This is a genomic window from Prosthecobacter algae, from assembly GCF_039542385.1.
Lineage (GTDB): Bacteria > Verrucomicrobiota > Verrucomicrobiia > Verrucomicrobiales > Verrucomicrobiaceae > Prosthecobacter > Prosthecobacter algae.
In genome coordinates this window covers 229,105-246,102 of the sequence record NZ_BAABIA010000006.1, presented here as the reverse complement: position 1 = coordinate 246,102, position 16,998 = coordinate 229,105, and the positions used below count along the sequence as shown (strand labels likewise).

Here is a 16,998-nt window from a genome sequence, read left to right as displayed (position 1 = left end):
AGCCGATTTTCAACGTCAGCCATCCTTTTGCAAGGCTTGGCGCAGATTGGGCGCTTAATTTCATCAAGCAGTCGCGTAAATGCCCAAACAACTTTCAATGTTTTCGGAACCCTCTCGGTTCAGAATGGCTGGGGCACTCTTACATCAGCCCTTGCACCAATACTTTGTGTTCCTTGACTCCAGGTTGTTATCTCAAGAGACGCTGTTTGACTAGGCTTTGACTGATCCCATTTTCCGCGGGAAATGGGATTCTTGCTGCAATGGCATTCGTTACTTCGGCTTATTCTTTTTGGGACGCTGGGATTTTCTTTCAGCGGAGGAAGGCCACCGAGGGCCTTTTTCAAAGAAGCGAGCTCCGGTGCCGGGGCCAGTGAAGTCGCCGAGGTAGGCACGGGATTCGTCAGTGAGCTTGGCCAGGGATTGCATGACGGCGGGTTGATCTGTGGCGAGGTTCTTAGTTTCACCAGGGTCGGTGCGGAGGTTGTAGAGCTGGTTCGTGGACAAGGCTTCGATATGGCTGGTGACGAAGCTGGGCATGTAGGGCATTTCTCCGCCTTCGGGGCGCGCAAAAACTATTTTCCAGTCCTTGTGACGTACGGCGGTGAGGCGTGTGCCGTTGTGGTAGAGGAAAGTTTCACGTGGACTGCGTGCATCTGACTTCGTAAGGAAGTTGGTGAGATCAAGACCGTCGAGTTGAGTCGCGGGGAGTTTTACTCCGGAGAGTCCGGCGAAGGTCGGCAGGAGGTCAATGGTGGCGGCGATGCCATCACTGGTTCTGCCAGCGGGCACATGACCAGGCCAGCGTACAATGCCCGGGACTCGCCAGCCACCTTTCCAGGTGGTCATTTTGGCTCCGCGAAAAGGCTTCGGGCTGCCTCCGTGGTCACCGATTTGTTTGTCGGTCCAGGGGCCGTTGTCGCTGGTGAAAACAACCAAGGTGTTGTCATCAATGCCTAGCTTTTTCAGCTCTGAGAAGATGTCTCCGATGGCGGAGTCGAGTTCCTCAATGGTGTCGCCATACAAACCGCGCGCGGACTTCCCACGAAAATTCGCTGACACACCCAGCGGCACATGCGGCATGTGGTAGGCAAGGTACAGAAAGAAGGGTGTCTTTTTCTTGGTTCCTGGCTCTTCATCGGCGGCACCACGCAGGAACTCCAGCGCCTCGCGGGTGCAGTCGGCGGTGAGCGTGTCCATATCTGCCTGACTCTGGATGGTGCGCACGACCTCTCCAGGTTTGCGCATGAAGGGCACAACGGCTCGGGGCTGGATGTCCCTTGTGGCTCCGTTGAAGGCGGGAGTAAAGTAAGCGTGCTGAAAGCCTTGCGCGATGGGATCGCACCCTTCGCTCATGCCAAGATGCCATTTGCCGACGATGCCCGTGCGATAGCCTGCGTCCCGTAGCATCTCGGCGATGAAGATTTCCTTCGTGTCTGGCAGCGTGTGGCCGTTTTTGCGGTTACCCACCTCGCCGATTCGGTTGGGATAACTGCCCGTCATGAGCGCGGCTCGGCTCGGTCCGCAAATCGGTTGCGCATAGAAGGAGGTGAGTTTCAAACCCTCCGAAGCCATCCTGTCGAGATGCGGGGTGCGGATGTCCTTTGCACCGAAGCATCCGACATCCCCGTATCCCATGTCATCGGCAAGGATGACGATGATGTTGGGCTTCGAGGGGACGTCAGCGCGGATTAAACCACCCAGGGCAGAAAATACACAGAGGATGAAGAGGATAAGTTCCATGGTGGAGTGTGCTCTGAGAACGGCGTACCCGCATGAAAGTGCATGGCAGCTTTCCTCCTGCGGGCGACTGAAATCCACCTGGGGGGCGGAATAAGGAGTCATGGCTTCTTCGTCTTGACCAGCAAACGGAAAAGAGAGCAGGCGACGTCAGCCCTGAGAAACGAGATCCACGGTTAGCCGGGGCCGCGATCTCTGACGGTTCCTAGGGGGGCTAGCGAGCATGATATCTTGGCGGATTTTTAGGCGGCCGAGGGAGCTGATGGCCAGTCCATGCATGAGGAAGAGTTGACGCGTTTCCGGGGTGGAAGCTTTCAGGGAAAAGGGGCTTTATCCCAGACACTGCTCTGATCGCACTCATAGGAACTAGGAAACCAGTCCATCTGCATGCAATTCTGTGACAACAGCATGGGAAATCTGACGTAGCATGCTGTCCATCCCATCATGCCCTCCGTCCTCGCTCTCTTTGCCCACCCAGATGACATTGAATTTGTTGCCGCTGGCACCATGCTCCTCTTGCAGGAGCGGGGCTGGGACCTGCATTACATGAATATGTGCACGGGCAACGGTGGTTCGGTGCAAATGGATGGGCCCACCACCTCCCGTACTCGCTTGGCGGAAGGGCAGGAGGCCGCTCGCATCCTGGGGGCCACGTTTTACCCGCCTATCGCCGATGACCTGGAGCTTACCTACAGCGTGCCACTCCTGCGCAAAGTCGCCGCTGTCGTCCGCGAGGCCCAGCCCACCATCGTCCTCACCCACTCGCCCGCCGATTACATGGAGGACCATCAGAACGCCCAGCGCCTGGCCTGCACGGCTGCTTTTGCCCATCCCATCCAGAACTTCGTCACCGATCCCCAGCGGCCCTCCTTCCTCCATGACGTAACGGTCTATCACGCCATGCCTCACGGCCTGTGCGATCCCCTCCGCAAGCGCATCCACGCCGGGGCCTATGTCAACACCACCCGGGTCCACGCGAAAAAGCGCGAATCCCTCGCTGCCCACGTCAGCCAGAAACATTGGCTGGATGTCACGCAGGGCATGGACTCCTACCTCGTGAGCATGGACGAATCTTCCCGCAAGGTAGGCGCTCTTTCCGGCCAGTTCGACTTCGCCGAAGGCTGGCGTCGTCACCTGCATCTGGGCTTCAGCGCCACCGCCGTGGATCCTCTCAAAGATGCCCTCGGCGACGACTGCCTCATCAACGATGCCTATGAAGCCTCGTTGAAGGAATGATCTAGACGTGGCCCGCTTCTTCAGAAGGAGCGGGCCGCGGTGTCCTCAGGCCTCCGCCAGCCGCTTCAGCAGCTCTTCCGGCGTCTGGTTGTTCAGGTTCTTTTTCACCCGCAGCACCAGTTTGTCCCGCATCAGCGGTGGCACTTGGTCCACGATGGCCCCGTGAATTTCGGGGGCGGCCACCAGTCCCCAGGTATTGATGTCGTGCTCGTCGATCAGCTCGCCGATGCGCTGGCCGATCTTACGGATTGAGCGCAGTTCCAGCTCGGCTTCCAAAGGCAGCCGCTCGGCGGAGGAGTTGCCCTGGCCCATGGATTCCATGGCGGAAAAACCACCCGCTTTGTCCGTCACCTGGTCGCTCAGCTTTTCCAGGGACTCGGGAATGTCCATGGCATCCAGGGCGGTGAGTCGCCCCTGTGCATAGCCACGGTAGGCGATGAAGTGTCCGCGATCAGTAACGATGAGTAGTTCAGGCAATGTTTTCATGGTGGAAGGGGGTTGCTACTCAAATCTTCGCTTCCGCCTTCCCATCTGGCCCCCACGAACTCATCGCAGGCCTCGTCATGCTCACTCCACCTTCAGCCGGAAGAACACCCGGCCCGGCAGCGCACCGCCCTCCGCATTCGTGGCGATGCCCTGCATCACCTGCGGGTCCTCTTCGGGTGCAGACCCCGTGGTGACCTCGATGTTCAGCCTCAGGCCGTCATGACTCTGCCCGCTGCGCAGCCAGTGGATCAGATCCGGAGACCACTCGACCACCGCCGTCACATCTTCCCGGTTTAAGGCCCGGTTAAACCAAAACGTGGCGCTTTCACGGGTGGCCGTGATGGCGGTCCCGCCTATGCTCTGGCCATCCTCCGGCAGGCTGCCCATGAAGTATTCCAAAAGGTTCAGCACCCCATCGCCATCCGCATCTTCATAGGGGCCACGTTTCGCCGGGTTACCGATGTTGGCAAACGACCAGCCCTGCACGGGCCTGTCGGCAATGTCCGCGCTGGCGCTGTTTGCTGCATCCAGCGTGTAGCTCGCCTCCGCCACCACGGTGATCTGGATCGTCTCCATCCCTTCGGCAAGGTTGTCCGCCAGAACCGCCAGCGGCAGATTCACCGAAGACTGCCCCGCCGGAATCACCACGCTGGTTTGGAATCCCGTGTAGTCCGTCCCTGCCGTCGCGCTGCCGGTGGCCGCGAGCGAAACCGTCAAGGCTTGGGCGGTGCTGCCGCTGCGCGAAATCGTGAAGTCCAGGGACTGATCCCCGCCCGCCTCACCCGCCGTGGCATCCGGGGCCGTGATCGTGACCACGTTGCCCCCGCTCGCCGTGGCAAAGGGGATGACGAGGATGCGTACATCAATCGGCTGATGCGTGCCACCGACCTGCGGCAGATCTTGCGAGAACACACGGAATGCGTTCCCATTCGTGGACCACGCCACCAGGTTGTCCTCCGCCGCCGCATTGCGGGAAGAATCCGCCGTGATGAAAAGCGCCGCCGTGGCCGGATTGATCACCGTGCCATCGCCGAAAAGCAGGTCCAGCCCTTCGGCACCTGGCGTGGTCGTCATGCCCAGTTCACCCAGCTCCGCATTCATCCTCGTCACCGCTCCTGTGCTACTGATGGCCGCTGCTAAAACACCCGGCGTATCCGCAGGAATGTACACAAAGCTGAACGTGCCGTTTTGCCCCGAGGCATCATTGTCCCGCACATCCACCACCCAGCGGCCATCCGCGATGCGGACCGAGCAGACGTTGTCACCCGCAGTGCCACCGTTGCCATTCGTCACAGCCAGCAGATTCCCTGCCGTGGAGAGTCCATCAATCGAGTAGGTCCCAGGTTCTGAAAGGGCTGCCACCGTCACACCCGCAGGCAGGTTTCCGCTCAGCACCGCCGCATTGCTGTCCACACTGGCCCCTGTCCACCCCGCCGCATAAGGTAGGTAGGCCACGCTGATGCCGGAGGTCTCTTCCGTCGTGGCCGGGTTCGCGGTGGAGGCATTCGCATTGGCATTGTCCAGCACACTGACATTCGCATTGCCATCCGCCCCGGCATAAGGCAGCGCCAGGTTATCCAGCGCAGGTACCCCCGCAGCGATGCTGGCAGGGCTATTCCAATTTGTCGCCAGGGTAATGCCGCCATTGAACGGCACCGCCGCCCCTGCGACCTTCAGGGACAGATCGCCATCATTGTTCCCTGGCAGATTGAAATCAAAGGGCGGGGGACTGGTGCCCACCACCGTCCAGGCGGGCGGATCAAACAGGCCCACCGAACGCTGCGTGGGGGCCGTAGGCGCGGCAGCCTCCACAAAGACGGATACCAGCACGGAGTCCGAGGTCACCACCTGGCCCAGGCTGTCGGTCGCCTTGGCAGTGAAGGTGTAGGTGCCTGCGGCCAGATTCGTCAGACTGAGGCTGAACGGAGCCTGCGTATCCACGCCCAGGGAGGTCAGCGTCGTGCTGCCGGAGAAGAACTCCACCTTGCTCACCGGGGCCTCCACATCCTGCGCATTGGCCGTCAGTGTCACATTCCCAGGTGCCGGGATGGCCGTGCCGTTGGCAGGGGCGGTGATCGCGACCGTCGGCAGCTCATCGCCCACCTGCACCGTGATGCGGGCGATGTTGGAAAGCGTTGCCACATTGGCATTGTCCACCGCCACCGCCGAAAGATTGTGCGTGCCTAACGTTGGATTCGTCCAGGCAAAAGCATACGGCGCAGTGCTGTCCTCTCCCAGCTTCACCCCTTCACGGTAAAACTCCACGCGCCTGATGGAGCCGTCCGCATCCGCCGCTGTCGCCGTGATCTGGATCGTCACCGGTGTGGCAAAGGCAGCTCCTGCGACAGGGGTGTCCAGGGTCACGGTTGGGGCCACGTTCGCCACCGTGGAAAAACGTCTTGCTGCCGAACTGCTGGTTAGGCTGCCGTCGGAGACCGCCGCGTACCACTCATAGTTTTTTCCAGGCTCCAGGCCCGTCCAGTTCAGTGCCGCCGTGCTGCCACCCGCAGGCACGCTCACCGTCCCCAGAGGCACCCAGCCCATCACCGGGGCCTGCATGTTGTAGGGTAGCTGCACCGTGGTTTCCCAGGATGGGATGCCATCGCTGGCATTCACGGCCCGGTCCAGCGTGGGCGAATAGCTTTCCAGTCGGATGGAATTGCCCGCCGGGGAGAAGGTCAGCGTGCGCAGAAAGCCATTGCCGCCATTGGCTGTGCCCTGGTAGTCTGAAAGCACGGAATACACCGTCCTGCCCTGATAAACATCCGCCCGCCGCCCCTCGGCATGGATGTGCCCGCACAGCATCAGGAAGAAGTTCGGGTTGTCCTTTAGCGCATCATAGATGCCACGCCCCTGCGAGCTAAAAGTCGCCGGGTTGCCACCACCAATGATGGAGTGACTCGTGGCGATCGCCCGCCGGTGTGGGTGCGCTTTCAGCAGTGCATCCGCCCAGTTCAGGATGGCCGCATTCGGCGTCGTGTCATAGGCAAAGTGGATGGCGATGAAGTCCAGCCCGCTGGCGCTGAAAAGCTGGTAATTGTTCGTGTTGTCCGTGCCGTAGTTGCCACCCCAGTAGGTGCGTTTGGCAAAGCGGCTGATCCCGAAATACTCATTGTAAAAGGAGGTGGAGCCTCCGTCATAATTGCCGATGGGGTCGATGTCATGGTTGCCCGGTGCCAGGCCAAACGGCACCCCGTGGGCAAGCAAGGAGGTCACCGGATTTTCCAATCTCGACATGGCGGCGGAGGCCCGGGTCCACTCAATGTCATTGCCGCCATTGTTGCCCTTTTGCACGATGTCCCCCATGTGGCTGACAAAGGCGATATTGCGCGCAGTCCGGTTGTTCACCACCCACTTCGTCTGTTCGCCAAAGGTGGCGATGAGCTGCTGCACGCTGATGGTATCCGCATGGCCTGAGGCCCCCTCCGAATAGAACTGTGTATCCGGAATCTGAACGAGGTTGAAGTCCGGCCCTGGTGTCACCGGAGTGGTGTGGCGGCCATAAAAAGTCACGCTCATCGCATCCCCGTTCGGATCAAAAACATTCGCCTGCAGATTCACGCTGCTACCTGTCACCGAAGCCTCATCGGTGGGGGAGGTCAGCACCACCGCAGGGTGGTTCGCCGTGGCCAGTACATGCAGGGTGGCCACCTCGCTTTCGCCCCTGCCGCCCAGATCATCCAGCGCCCGTGCCTGCACGGCATACTGGCCGATGGAGGGTGCCGTCCAGGTGAAGCTGTACGGCGCGGTTGCGTCCTCGCCTACCTTCACGCCATCCACCAGGAACTCTACCTTGATCACCGTGCCGTCCGCATCGGCTGCTGTGGCCTCAAAGGTGGCCGGCTCCGCCACAGCGCTGGTGGAGACATTCGCTGGCCGCGTCAGCGTCACCGTCGGCGGTACATTCGTGATGCCAAAAGGCACCCCTTCCACCCACAGCGGCCCGTTCGTCAGCGTGCCTGTGTGCGCTCCGATGGCGCTCGCCGTCGTGCTTCCCGTGCCTTCATTCATGCCAAAGCGCCCGATCAGGCCCGTGGCACTTTCGATGGCCTGGTCTTTGCCCGCCAGGATCTCCGCTGCACTGCGCGCATGGTTCCACACCCGCGCTTCATCCAGCCGTCCCCGAAAGGCCCCTTCCGCCACGCCCGTTGAGTTCAGGGCCGTGCCGATCCCGAAATGCTGGATGCTGTCAAACCGGGGTCGTGCATTGGCCGTCACGGTCGCGCTGCCCACCTCGGCTCCATCGAGGTAAAGTTTCCAGGTGCTCGTGGCATGATCATAGGTCACCGCCGCGTGATGCCAGGCATGGTTGCTCACCGGCTCATGGATCGCCGTGATGGGGAAGTTCTCCCCCGCTGCCACACCCGTCGCGGGCTGGGCTTCAAAGTCAGCCACCAGACGGCCCGCTGCATTGATGCCAAAGAAGATGTTGCAGTCCACCTCGCTGCCATCGCTTTCGCCCCGGCCTTTGCCGAACAAGGGTACCGCCGTGACACCTCCAGATCCCGAGCCCGAGGTCCGCCCCGCGCCCTCGCGGCGGAACCAGCATTCAAGCGTGAATCCCGCATCGCCCATCTGGCCCACATTCAGCGTGGGCGCAGCACCCGCCGTCACATAGTCGTCGCTGCCATCGAAGGACAGCGCCGTGTTCGCCGGGATGCTGGTCGGCTCCAGCGTCACCGTCACCTGGGCCACAGGTGAAAGCCCGATGTTCCCTTCATTGTCCGTGGCCCTCGCCTGATAGTCGTAGTGGCCCGCGCGCAGCCCGCTGTCCTGGAAGGAATAAGGAGCCGCGCTGTCTGTGGCGATGACCAACCCATTGCGCAAAAACTCCACCTGAACGACGCTGCCATCGGTATCCGTGGCCGTGGCTTCCAGGGCAAAGCCCGCAGGCCCTGTGGCCGTGGCCGCCGGGGCAGGGGAGGTCAGCGTCACCGTCGGCAAAACGGGGGCCGTGAAAAAGGCAAAGCTGAACATGTCATCCGTCGCCGCCGTTCCATTTTGCAGTCCTGGCGTGGCCCCTGGCAGGTCGCGGCTTTCGATCACCCATCGGCCATTCGCGGCATCCCAGGTGGAGGACACGATGTTGTCCGTGGTGTTGTCCACGCCGCCCGCCGGGCTCACCAGCAGCGTGCCCGTGCTGCCAGATTCACCGCTGATGGTGAGATGCCAGATCCCCGTGCCGCCTTTGCTCACGGTGACCGTTTTGCCAGGCACATGAGCGGAGACATCCAGGCTGGCATCGTCATTCACCCGGCCGATAGCCGTCAGGTGATCCGTGCCCACCTTGTCGGTCGGCAGATACACAAAGCCGATGCCGTCATTTTCATAGTCCGCTCCATTCACGCCATTGTCATGGCAGTAGATCGTGAAGCTGCCGTTCGCATTCGCCTGCGACAGCGCATAGTTGTCCTCATTCCGCGCCCCGGCCACCAGCAGGATGCCGTTTTGCGCCGCGCTGTTTCCTGTCAGCGCATTCAGATTCAGCGTGTACTGCCCGCTCGGCGTCGCCAGATCCGTGAAATGCGTGTTGATCACCAGCCCCGGATTTCCCACCAGCTCCGTCAGCTCGCCATTGTTCACCGTGTTGCGGGCGATGCCGCCGATCCAGCGGTTGTAGGGGAAAAATCCAAAGGCCACATCCATATTCACCTCCCCACCCGCAGGGGCGCTAAAAAGTGCGACCGTGTAATCCGCCAGTCCGTCATTCGGACCAAACGCCGCCGTCGCATAAAAGCGCCCAATGCTGTCTCCCTGCGCCGTGTTGTCGCGTGAAAGCTGGGCCACGCAGGGGATCATCACACCCACGCTGGGATCCACCCCGCTGCCAAAGTTCACCTCATAGTCACCCCGGTTGCCGCCTTCAAGGGTGAAGTAAGGCGAGCTACCCGCAGTTTTGGTTAGGCTGACGGAGGTCGCCGCGTTGCCCGCATCATTTTGGATCACCGTGATTCCGCCAAACTCCGTGGTTTGGGCAGGCAGGTTCAGGATTAAAAGAAAGGTGGCAGCCAGAAGGCAGTGCAGGCGAATCATACAATCGGGGGGGGAGGGGACTGACGGGAGTAAAATAGGTTAGGGCGTGGCAAAGGGGCGCTTGGCCTCGGCTGGCGGTGCCTGCACCACGGCAGGCACGGGGGGCTCACCCAGCGCCGTTTGCGCTTCTTCCAAAAGTCGGTTCAGGTGGGGCTGGCCACGCTCCAGATTTGGCAGGGCCAACAGGTGGTCTCGCAGCTCACGCCACATCGTTTGCGCCTCGTCCCGGCGGCCCGCCTGGGCCAGCAGACCGGCCTTCCGCGCCTGCCACACCTGCGGTTGCGCGCTCGTCTGCTTCAGCACCTCCAGATGGCCCATGGCCACCTCAAACTGGCCCTCCGCCACGGCCATTTCTAGCGCACGTTCCAGCAGCTCCGGGTGTGGGCCCAGCCGCACGAGGCCCTCATTCAAAACCTTCGCCGCTTCGGCCCGGTCTCCCTGCAAAACCCAAACCACCGCTGTCTCCAAAAACACTTCCATCTCAGGTTCGCGGGCACTTTTCAGCACCGCCTGAAAGTCCCGCATCGCCTCGTCTGGCCGCTTCAGTTTCAGCCGCACCCGCGCTCGTTCCGTCAGCGCCTTGGCATGGCTGGGATGCGCGGTGAGAAACTCTCCCAGCACCGCTTCCGCCGCCTGCCATTGCCCGCCTTTGGCCAGCGCCAGTCCCTGCACCAGCGCCACCGGATGTTTGCCTGGAGCCAGCCTTTCCGCCCGCTCCAGTGCCACTAGGGCCGAGCTCCACTCCCCATGCTCCTCACAGGCCACCGCTAGGCGGAAATGCAGCTCCGCATTCTCCGGCTCCTTCTTCAGCGCTGCCTCAATTTCAGCCACCACTTCATGGTAATCCCCATGCCCACAGGCCGATGTTGTCCAGCCGCAGACAAGGCTGAACATCAGGCCACGAAGGCTGATCGCAAAAAACTGGGGCAGAGACGCCATCACCCGCCTCAAACTCCAGATCGGCCAATTCCCAAGTGAAGGTTTCGACACAGGCCGTGCCCCTCCCAAGGCCCCTCTTGCCGCCCCCTTCTGAAATCAAGCCCTCAGCCTCGCTCCGCCGCCACGAAACCTCACTTGTGTGACAGTAATATCACGTGTCAAAATCAGCATCGGGAAGATCCAGGATGGGCAACCAGCCTCCATTCAGGAAGCCCAGCTCTCCCGGTGGCTAAAGAACATTCCCAGTTGGAAATCCCTCTTCGCGCCCGTACACATCTCCCGATGCCGTTTCGTTTTCTCCTCCCCCTAATTGTTCTGTTCAGTTCCCTCTCTTTGGCTGCCGAGACGGCCCCGACATCCAAGCCTCTTTCTCCCGCGATGGATCAGGCCTGGGACATGGCGTGGAGTCGCTTTTACCTCGACAAAGTACAGACCTTTGCCGACTACCTCAGCAGCTATGAAAAGGGCAAGGAGCAGGCCCATCTCCCAACGGCGGATGAGGTGAAACGCCAGTACCCCAACCCCTGCGGTTACGGCACCGGCATGGAGGATGGCGCGATCCTGGGCGGGGCCATGCTCAGCATCCTTTGTGATCGTTTTGCCGTGACCGGTGACGAGCAACTGCGCGACCGTGCGGCCAGCGCCTTTGCTGGCCTCCGCCGCTGCGTCACCGTGCATGGCGTGCGTGGTTTCGTCGCTCGCAATGTCTGCCCCCAGGATGGCACGGGCGTTTATATCAATTCCTCACGGGATCAGGTCACCCACTTCGTCCACGGCCTGTGGCAGTATTATCACAGCCCGCTCTCCACCGATCTCACTCGCCAGCAAATCCGCACCATCCTGGCCGATGTGGCCGAGCGGATGATCGAATTCGTCACGCCTGAAAACGACTATGACTTTTGCCGTGCCGATGGCACACGCTGTCCGCTCGGCATCTGCCGCATGTGGAATGTCCAGGCTCATGAGGCCGCCCGCCTGCCCATGATCTACGCCGCCGCCTGGGACGTGACCCGCGATGAACGCTACCGCAAAATGTGGCGACAGTATGTGGTCGAGGCCACCGCGCAATCCGCCTCGCCCGATCCCCACAAGCCCGCCTACGCCTTTCTGCAAATGCAGTGCTCGCTGGAGCTGCTGCATGATTTGGAGCCCGAGGCCGCTCTCAAAGCAACCCTCCATGCGCGCATCGCCCACGTCAGCGAGTTGGCCCTCAAGCGCTTCACCTGGGTCGCTGGAAAGATCGCCACCAAAAGCCCCGAAGAGATGCGCATGCTGGGCCCGGACTGGCGCAAGGTCGCCGTGTGGAAGGACCAAAAGGGCTACCAGGTCCCCCAGTGGGGCGCATACCGCGAGATCTGGCACCTCACCCGCGAAGCTGGCGAATCCGCCCTCGTCCTGCTCATGAGCAAGCCTGAAACCCTTTCTGCCGAGCAAAAAACCGCCCTGCAAAAAATGATCCAGGAAACCGACTACCTGCACAATTCCAGTTGCGGCATCCTCTACCACCTCGCCACCTACTGGAAAGCCCGCCGCCTCGCCCTGCTGGGTGAATGACCACCCGTTGGGCAAAACGTCCGCTGTCATCGAAGCGGAAGTTTTTCTGTCGAGAACGTGGTGACGCAAAGGATGACCTTCCTCCAGCGAAGGGTGCATGAAGTCATCGCGTGGATCGTGTGAAAAACCCAGGCGCTCCATCAGTTTTCGGGACCTTAGATTGCTCGCTGCCGTGAAGGAGACGAGCTGATCCAGGCGCAGAACCGAAAAGGCATAATCTGCCGCCTGCCGGGCCGCTGCAAAGGCGATACCCCGTCCCCAATACTCTTGGCGCAAACGCCAGCCGATTTCTACGCAGGGCGTAAAGTGCGCCGAAAATTTGGGTTCCGACAAGCCCGCAAAACCCGCGAATTTCCCATCGGCTTGGATGGCCCACAGGCCCCATCCCCGCTGCTCAATGCCCTGGTGAAACCGCTGCAAGGTTTGCCGCGATTCCTCAGCCGTCAGCGTGCGTGGAAAAAACCGCATCACTTCTGTGTCCGCATTCATCGAAGCAAACGCTTCCAAATCGGAATCCTCCCATTGACGGAGTATGATGGCGGGCTGCATGAGCTTGCCGGATAGGGTTGAAAGACAAGATTCAACTGCTGGCACCTTGGCGCTATGTCATGGTTGCTGCCCCTTCGATTGGTGAAGCAATCTTTCTCAAGCCGAAGTGATTCAAGGCTTGGCTGAGACAGTGGCGGTGAGAGAGGGACACTCCGGCACACCGCAAAAGTCATTGATTTTCAATGGTTAAAGAATCGCCACATCACGGCTTGTATCACACACGAGTATCACAAAGGCAAATTCTTTGTCGGCATCCGAGATGCAAAATAAGCATTACACTCCACTTCATGGTTGCGGACCTTGCCAGTTTCCTACTAAAGCAGGTTCTCTAAATTCTGAACTCGTCTAGGCTGCACATTTGCCGTTCATGTTCACATATATACGTCTGTTTATGTGTGAACGCCTGTACAAGGTCAGGCTGTTTTTGGAATCACCTCTTGCCGCCTCTTATCCGAGGTCGAACATTCAGACTCATCGGAGGGCCGGGGCGAACGGCTGCTTTTCGGCGGAGAGGTTTGTTTTGTTTCTTGTCCTCATTGAGCAATGAGAGTGCTTCATTTGCATACCGTTCATGCAGTTCCTTGACCGGATCAGCGAGGATAGATTTTCGCATGCGGTAGAATTTCAGCCGTTGAGTCAGCGTCTTTGCAATTACTGATGGCTCATCTGGGTGTGCCATTCTCTGATTGCAGGCGAAGCAAGTTTTGCGAGCCCTTGTATTTCAAGGCTTGACCGGGACAGTGGCGGTGAGAGAGGGATTCGAACCCTCGGTAGCGGTAAGGCTACGTATCTTTAGCAAAGATATGCTTTCGACCACTCAGCCATCTCACCAAAACTGTCTTCCCGCAGTGCGAGCAGGTGAGACTATTAGCGCGACACTGGGGCTGTCGTCAATTCAAAAGATGCACTCATGAAACAGAATCTCCACTTCCCCCTTCGCTCGTCCTGCGTACGCTAGCTTGTCTATGAATGGGAACCCCTCAGACCGCCCAGGCACCCTGGAAAAAGCTCTCAAGATCAATCTGGCCCACAAGGTCTATGGCACCTTTGCCGAAATCGGCGCTGGGCAGGAGATCGCCAACTGGTTCTTCCGCGCGGGCGGGGCCTCTGGCACGGTGGCCAAGACCATGTCCGCTTACGACATGACCTTCAGCGATGAGATCTACGGCAAAAGCGCCCGCTACGTCTCCCGCCAGCGCATGGTGGCCATGCTGGATCACGAATACCAGATCGTGCATGAGCGCCTCGCCGAAAAGCGCGGGCAGGGGACCACCTTCTTTGCCCTGGCCAATACCGTTCGCGCCAAAGGCTTTCGCGATACCAAGGAGGAGTGCCACGGCTGGATGGGCCTGCGGTTTCAAACAGACCCCATGGGGCCCTGCAATGACATCCAGCTCCACGTCCGCCTCACCGATGCCACCAATGCCCGTCAGGCCGAGGCCCTGGGCATCCTCGGAGTCAATCTCCTCTACGCCGCCTACCATCTGCGCGACCACCTGCCCACCTTCCTCCACAGCCTCATGGATGAGCTTTCGCGCTGGCGCGTGGAAATCGATATGGTGGACTTCAGCGGTCCTGCCTTCGAAGCCCCGGTTTTTCAAGACCGCCTCGTCGCCCTGGAACTCGTTCGCAGCGATCTTGCCGATGCCGCCCTTTTTGGAGCCAATGGCGAAATCTGCCAGGCCTCCGATGTCCTCTACAAACGCCCTGTTTTGCTGAATCGCGGCAGCTTTGATCCCATCACCCGCGTGAATCTGGACATGCTGCATCAAGGGGGGCAGGCTTTCGTCCAGGACTTCGGCCCCCTGGCCGACAACCACATCGAGATCCTCGAGATCACCATGCATAACCTCCTCTGCATGGAGGACTGCGCCGTCGAGTATGACAACTTCCTGGCCCGCGCAGACATCCTGCAGTCCCTGGGCAAAAACGTGCTCATTTCCAAATATGCCGAGTTCCACCGCCTCAGCGGCTTCCTCGCCCGGCACACCCGCGATCCCATCGGCATCATCCTCGGCCTGCCCCTGTTTGAGGAGCTCTTCAATGAACGCTGGTACACCGATCTGGAAGGCGGTCTCATGGAAGCCTTTGGCCGTCTCTTCCGCAATCAGGTGCGCCTTTACGTCTACCCCGCCGGTGATCCCATGACGGGTAAAATCCGCAATGCCTGGAATGCCCGCGTCACCCGCGAGCAGCAGCACCTGCTGAACTACCTGCTCGATACCGGCTCCGTCCACCCCATCAAAAACGGCCTCGATGACAGCATTTTCCAGACCAGTGCCGACGTCCGCCAGATGATCCTCCAGCGCGATGAAAACTGGCGCACCCTCGTGCCTCCCATCGTCCTTGAGCGTGGCCCCTGGACCCGCATGTGAGGACTTTGCTCCGCCATCATCCTGGCGTGAACATCCTTGAATCATCGCCAATCACACTTCTCGTTAGGCTTCATCGCTCCCTGGCCATCCGCCCCAGGGCAGCCTGCCGTTTCTCATCCTGCAGCAGGGCCGCCAGTTCCTCCCGCACCTCCGCCAGCGTCGGCAGGCGCGTTTCTTGGCGCTTCTGCACACGGATGAGGTGCCAGCCCAGCGCCGTCTTCACAGGGGCGCTCATCTGCCCCGGCTTCAGGCCCTGCGCTGCTTTGGTAAAGGCCTCCGGAGCCCGCGCTGCGCCCACCCAGCCCAGATCCCCCGCCTGTCGTTTGGTGCGGGCATCCTCACTGTGCGCCAGCACCAGCGCGGCCCAGTCCTCCCCAGCCAGCAGCCGTTGATGAAGCTGGCGTATCTCCGGCCCGCGATCCTTCGCCTGCGGCCCGCTCTGCGCCAGGAAAAGATGCGCCACGCGTTGCACCTGCGGCAGCCGCAGGGCCTCCCTCCGCGCCACGTAGGCGGCCTGGAGTTCCGTTTCACTCACCTCCGTCGTCGCTGCCATCTGCCGCTCCAGCCAAGCCTCATCCAATAGAGCCTCGCGCACTTGCCGTTCCATCTCCGCCTCCGTCAGGCCCTGGCCTGCCAGCCTTTGCGCGCGCTCCTCGCCCTTTTCCCACTGTCGCCGCCAGGCCTGCATTTCACGGCCCAGCGCCACACCCACATCCGCCTGAAAGGCCACGTCCGCCAGCCGTCGCTCGCGGATGCGTGCCGCCTCCAGCACCCGTGCCTGGGCATCCCCCTCCACCAGCCCACGAAACCGCAGCCGTGCCTGCTCTTCCCGCATTATCTCCGCCGGAATATGTGGTCCTCTGCCTAACAAAAAGCTTCGCAATGAATCCCTTTCTACGTACACACCAACGGTCAGCACGGCCAGCATCATGGGCAGCAGCCAGCGCTTCATCGGGCAGGGGAGGGCTGGATCTTTGCGCGGCGTTCCATTGGTGCCAGGGGCTTCAGGCCTTCCATCTCCTTCAGAAAGGCCTCGATGTCGCCCCCGTGTGCCCGCAGCCGCGCTTCAAAGGCGGGCACCAGATCATAGTAGGTGGCCAGCGTGTTCAGCCGCGCATTGTTCATCGGCTTTTGGAACCATCGGTCCAGTTTCAGCGACCCGCCCTGGCGGCGGTTCATCGCCTCCAGCCGCAGCTTCATGCGGGCAAAGGCTGCTTGCTTGCCCTCACGCATCGCCTTTTCATCCAGATCCTTCCGCGCATATAGCGCCGCCACCTCCGTGCGAGTCTGCAGCACCTCGCGGATGAATTCCTTTTCCACCCGCATCTCCTTTTCATACTGCGCTAGATCCTTCCACCGTCCCTGCGACCGCAGCCAACGCCGCGTGCCCTCGCGCCCCACCGCCGTGGCCAGCGCCTCGTTAAAGTCCGTGTCTCCCGCTAGATAGACGCGCTGATGCGTCAGCTCATGAAAAATCAGCTCCGCCAGGGAGGCATCGTCGCGGCCCAGGAAGGTGTTCAGCAGCGGGTCCCGCAGATAGCCCAGGGTGGAGTAGGCCTCCACCCCGCCCAGATACACATCCAGGCCCTGCGCACGCAGCTTTTCCGCCTCCTTTTCCGCCTTGGCCTCCTGGAAAAAGCCGCGATACTTCACACTCCCCACCAGCGGGTACCACCACCGCTTGGCCTCCACGCTGAATTCCGGCGTGGCAAAAATCACCCACACCACATAGCGGCGGCCCAGGTTGGTGTAGCGGTCATACTGCCCCTCCGCAGGCAGGCCCAGATCCTCCTGCGCATACTGGCGGATCTTCGCCACCGTCGTCAGCTTTTCCTTCAGCAGCGGTTTCGAGGTCGGGTCCGCCAGCACCTCTGCCACGGGCCGCGCCTTGCTCAGGATCTCCGTCTGTCCGCGCAGCGCCTGCGAGTAAAAACCCACCGTGGAGCAGGAGGTCAGCCCCACACTTAAGAGAAGGCCAAAAAACCATCTCCAGAGGTCTGATGTGTCTAAGTTGTTGCCTTTGCCCGTCATCGCGTCACGATGCAGTGAAATCACCGACCTACCAAGCCGGAACTTCACCCCCCACCTA

The 16,998-nt window shown here is 60.8% G+C and carries 9 protein-coding genes, 1 tRNA gene and 1 pseudogene; 3 read left to right on the top strand and 8 right to left on the bottom strand.

The features are described 5' to 3' along the window. Positions 1–270 precede the first annotated feature (270 nt). The gene (locus ABEB25_RS15645) at positions 271–1,740 is read right to left on the bottom strand and encodes a sulfatase family protein (RefSeq protein ID WP_345737356.1); all 1,470 of its coding nucleotides are present in this window, start codon (positions 1,738–1,740) and stop codon (positions 271–273) included. Between the two features lie 441 nt (positions 1,741–2,181). Here ABEB25_RS15645 and ABEB25_RS15640 point away from each other — a divergent pair, with 441 nt between their 5' ends. Beyond that, positions 2,182–2,973: a PIG-L deacetylase family protein gene (locus tag ABEB25_RS15640; protein ID WP_345737355.1), complete on the top strand. Its 792-nt coding sequence runs from the start codon at positions 2,182–2,184 to the stop codon at positions 2,971–2,973. Between the two features lie 45 nt (positions 2,974–3,018). Here ABEB25_RS15640 and ABEB25_RS15635 read toward each other — a convergent pair whose 3' ends face one another. From ABEB25_RS15635 to ABEB25_RS15625, 3 genes are all read right to left on the bottom strand, one after another. After that, the gene (locus ABEB25_RS15635) at positions 3,019–3,459 is read right to left on the bottom strand and encodes a host attachment protein (protein WP_345737354.1); all 441 of its coding nucleotides are present in this window, start codon (positions 3,457–3,459) and stop codon (positions 3,019–3,021) included. A gap of 81 nt (positions 3,460–3,540) precedes the next feature. Continuing rightward, positions 3,541–9,492 carry an Ig-like domain-containing protein gene (locus ABEB25_RS15630; protein ID WP_345737353.1) on the bottom strand — a complete coding sequence of 1,984 codons (5,952 nt, stop codon included), beginning with the start codon at positions 9,490–9,492 and terminating at the stop codon, positions 3,541–3,543. A gap of 39 nt (positions 9,493–9,531) precedes the next feature. Next, entirely contained in the window at positions 9,532–10,431 is a 900-nt protein-coding gene (locus ABEB25_RS15625) for a tetratricopeptide repeat protein (RefSeq protein ID WP_345737352.1), read from the bottom strand. A 396-nt stretch (positions 10,432–10,827) separates the two neighbouring features. Between ABEB25_RS15625 and ABEB25_RS15620 the strand changes: the two genes are divergently transcribed. Then, the gene (locus ABEB25_RS15620; RefSeq protein WP_345737351.1) at positions 10,828–11,985 is read left to right on the top strand and encodes a hypothetical protein; all 1,158 of its coding nucleotides are present in this window, start codon (positions 10,828–10,830) and stop codon (positions 11,983–11,985) included. A 183-nt stretch (positions 11,986–12,168) separates the two neighbouring features. On the opposite strand, the pseudogene ABEB25_RS15615 reads toward ABEB25_RS15620, so the two are convergent. Then, positions 12,169–12,474: pseudogene (locus ABEB25_RS15615) on the bottom strand (GNAT family N-acetyltransferase); the annotation flags it as partial. Positions 12,475–13,275: 801 nt separating this feature from the next. Further along, positions 13,276–13,365: transfer RNA gene (locus ABEB25_RS15610), tRNA-Ser, on the bottom strand. Between the two features lie 134 nt (positions 13,366–13,499). Between ABEB25_RS15610 and ABEB25_RS15605 the strand changes: the two genes are divergently transcribed. Continuing rightward, positions 13,500–14,909: a TonB-dependent receptor gene (locus ABEB25_RS15605; RefSeq protein ID WP_345737350.1), complete on the top strand. Its 1,410-nt coding sequence runs from the start codon at positions 13,500–13,502 to the stop codon at positions 14,907–14,909. Positions 14,910–14,979: 70 nt separating this feature from the next. Here the strand turns inward: ABEB25_RS15605 and ABEB25_RS15600 are convergent, their stop codons facing one another. Continuing rightward, positions 14,980–15,861, bottom strand: a complete 882-nt coding sequence (locus tag ABEB25_RS15600) for a peptidylprolyl isomerase (protein ID WP_345737349.1) — start codon at positions 15,859–15,861, stop codon at positions 14,980–14,982. Continuing rightward, positions 15,858–16,964 (bottom strand): aminopeptidase, encoded by a 1,107-nt coding sequence (locus ABEB25_RS15595; protein WP_345737348.1) that lies wholly within the window; start codon positions 16,962–16,964, stop codon positions 15,858–15,860. The genes ABEB25_RS15600 and ABEB25_RS15595 overlap by 4 nt, the downstream gene beginning before the upstream one ends. Positions 16,965–16,998: the final 34 nt, after the last annotated feature.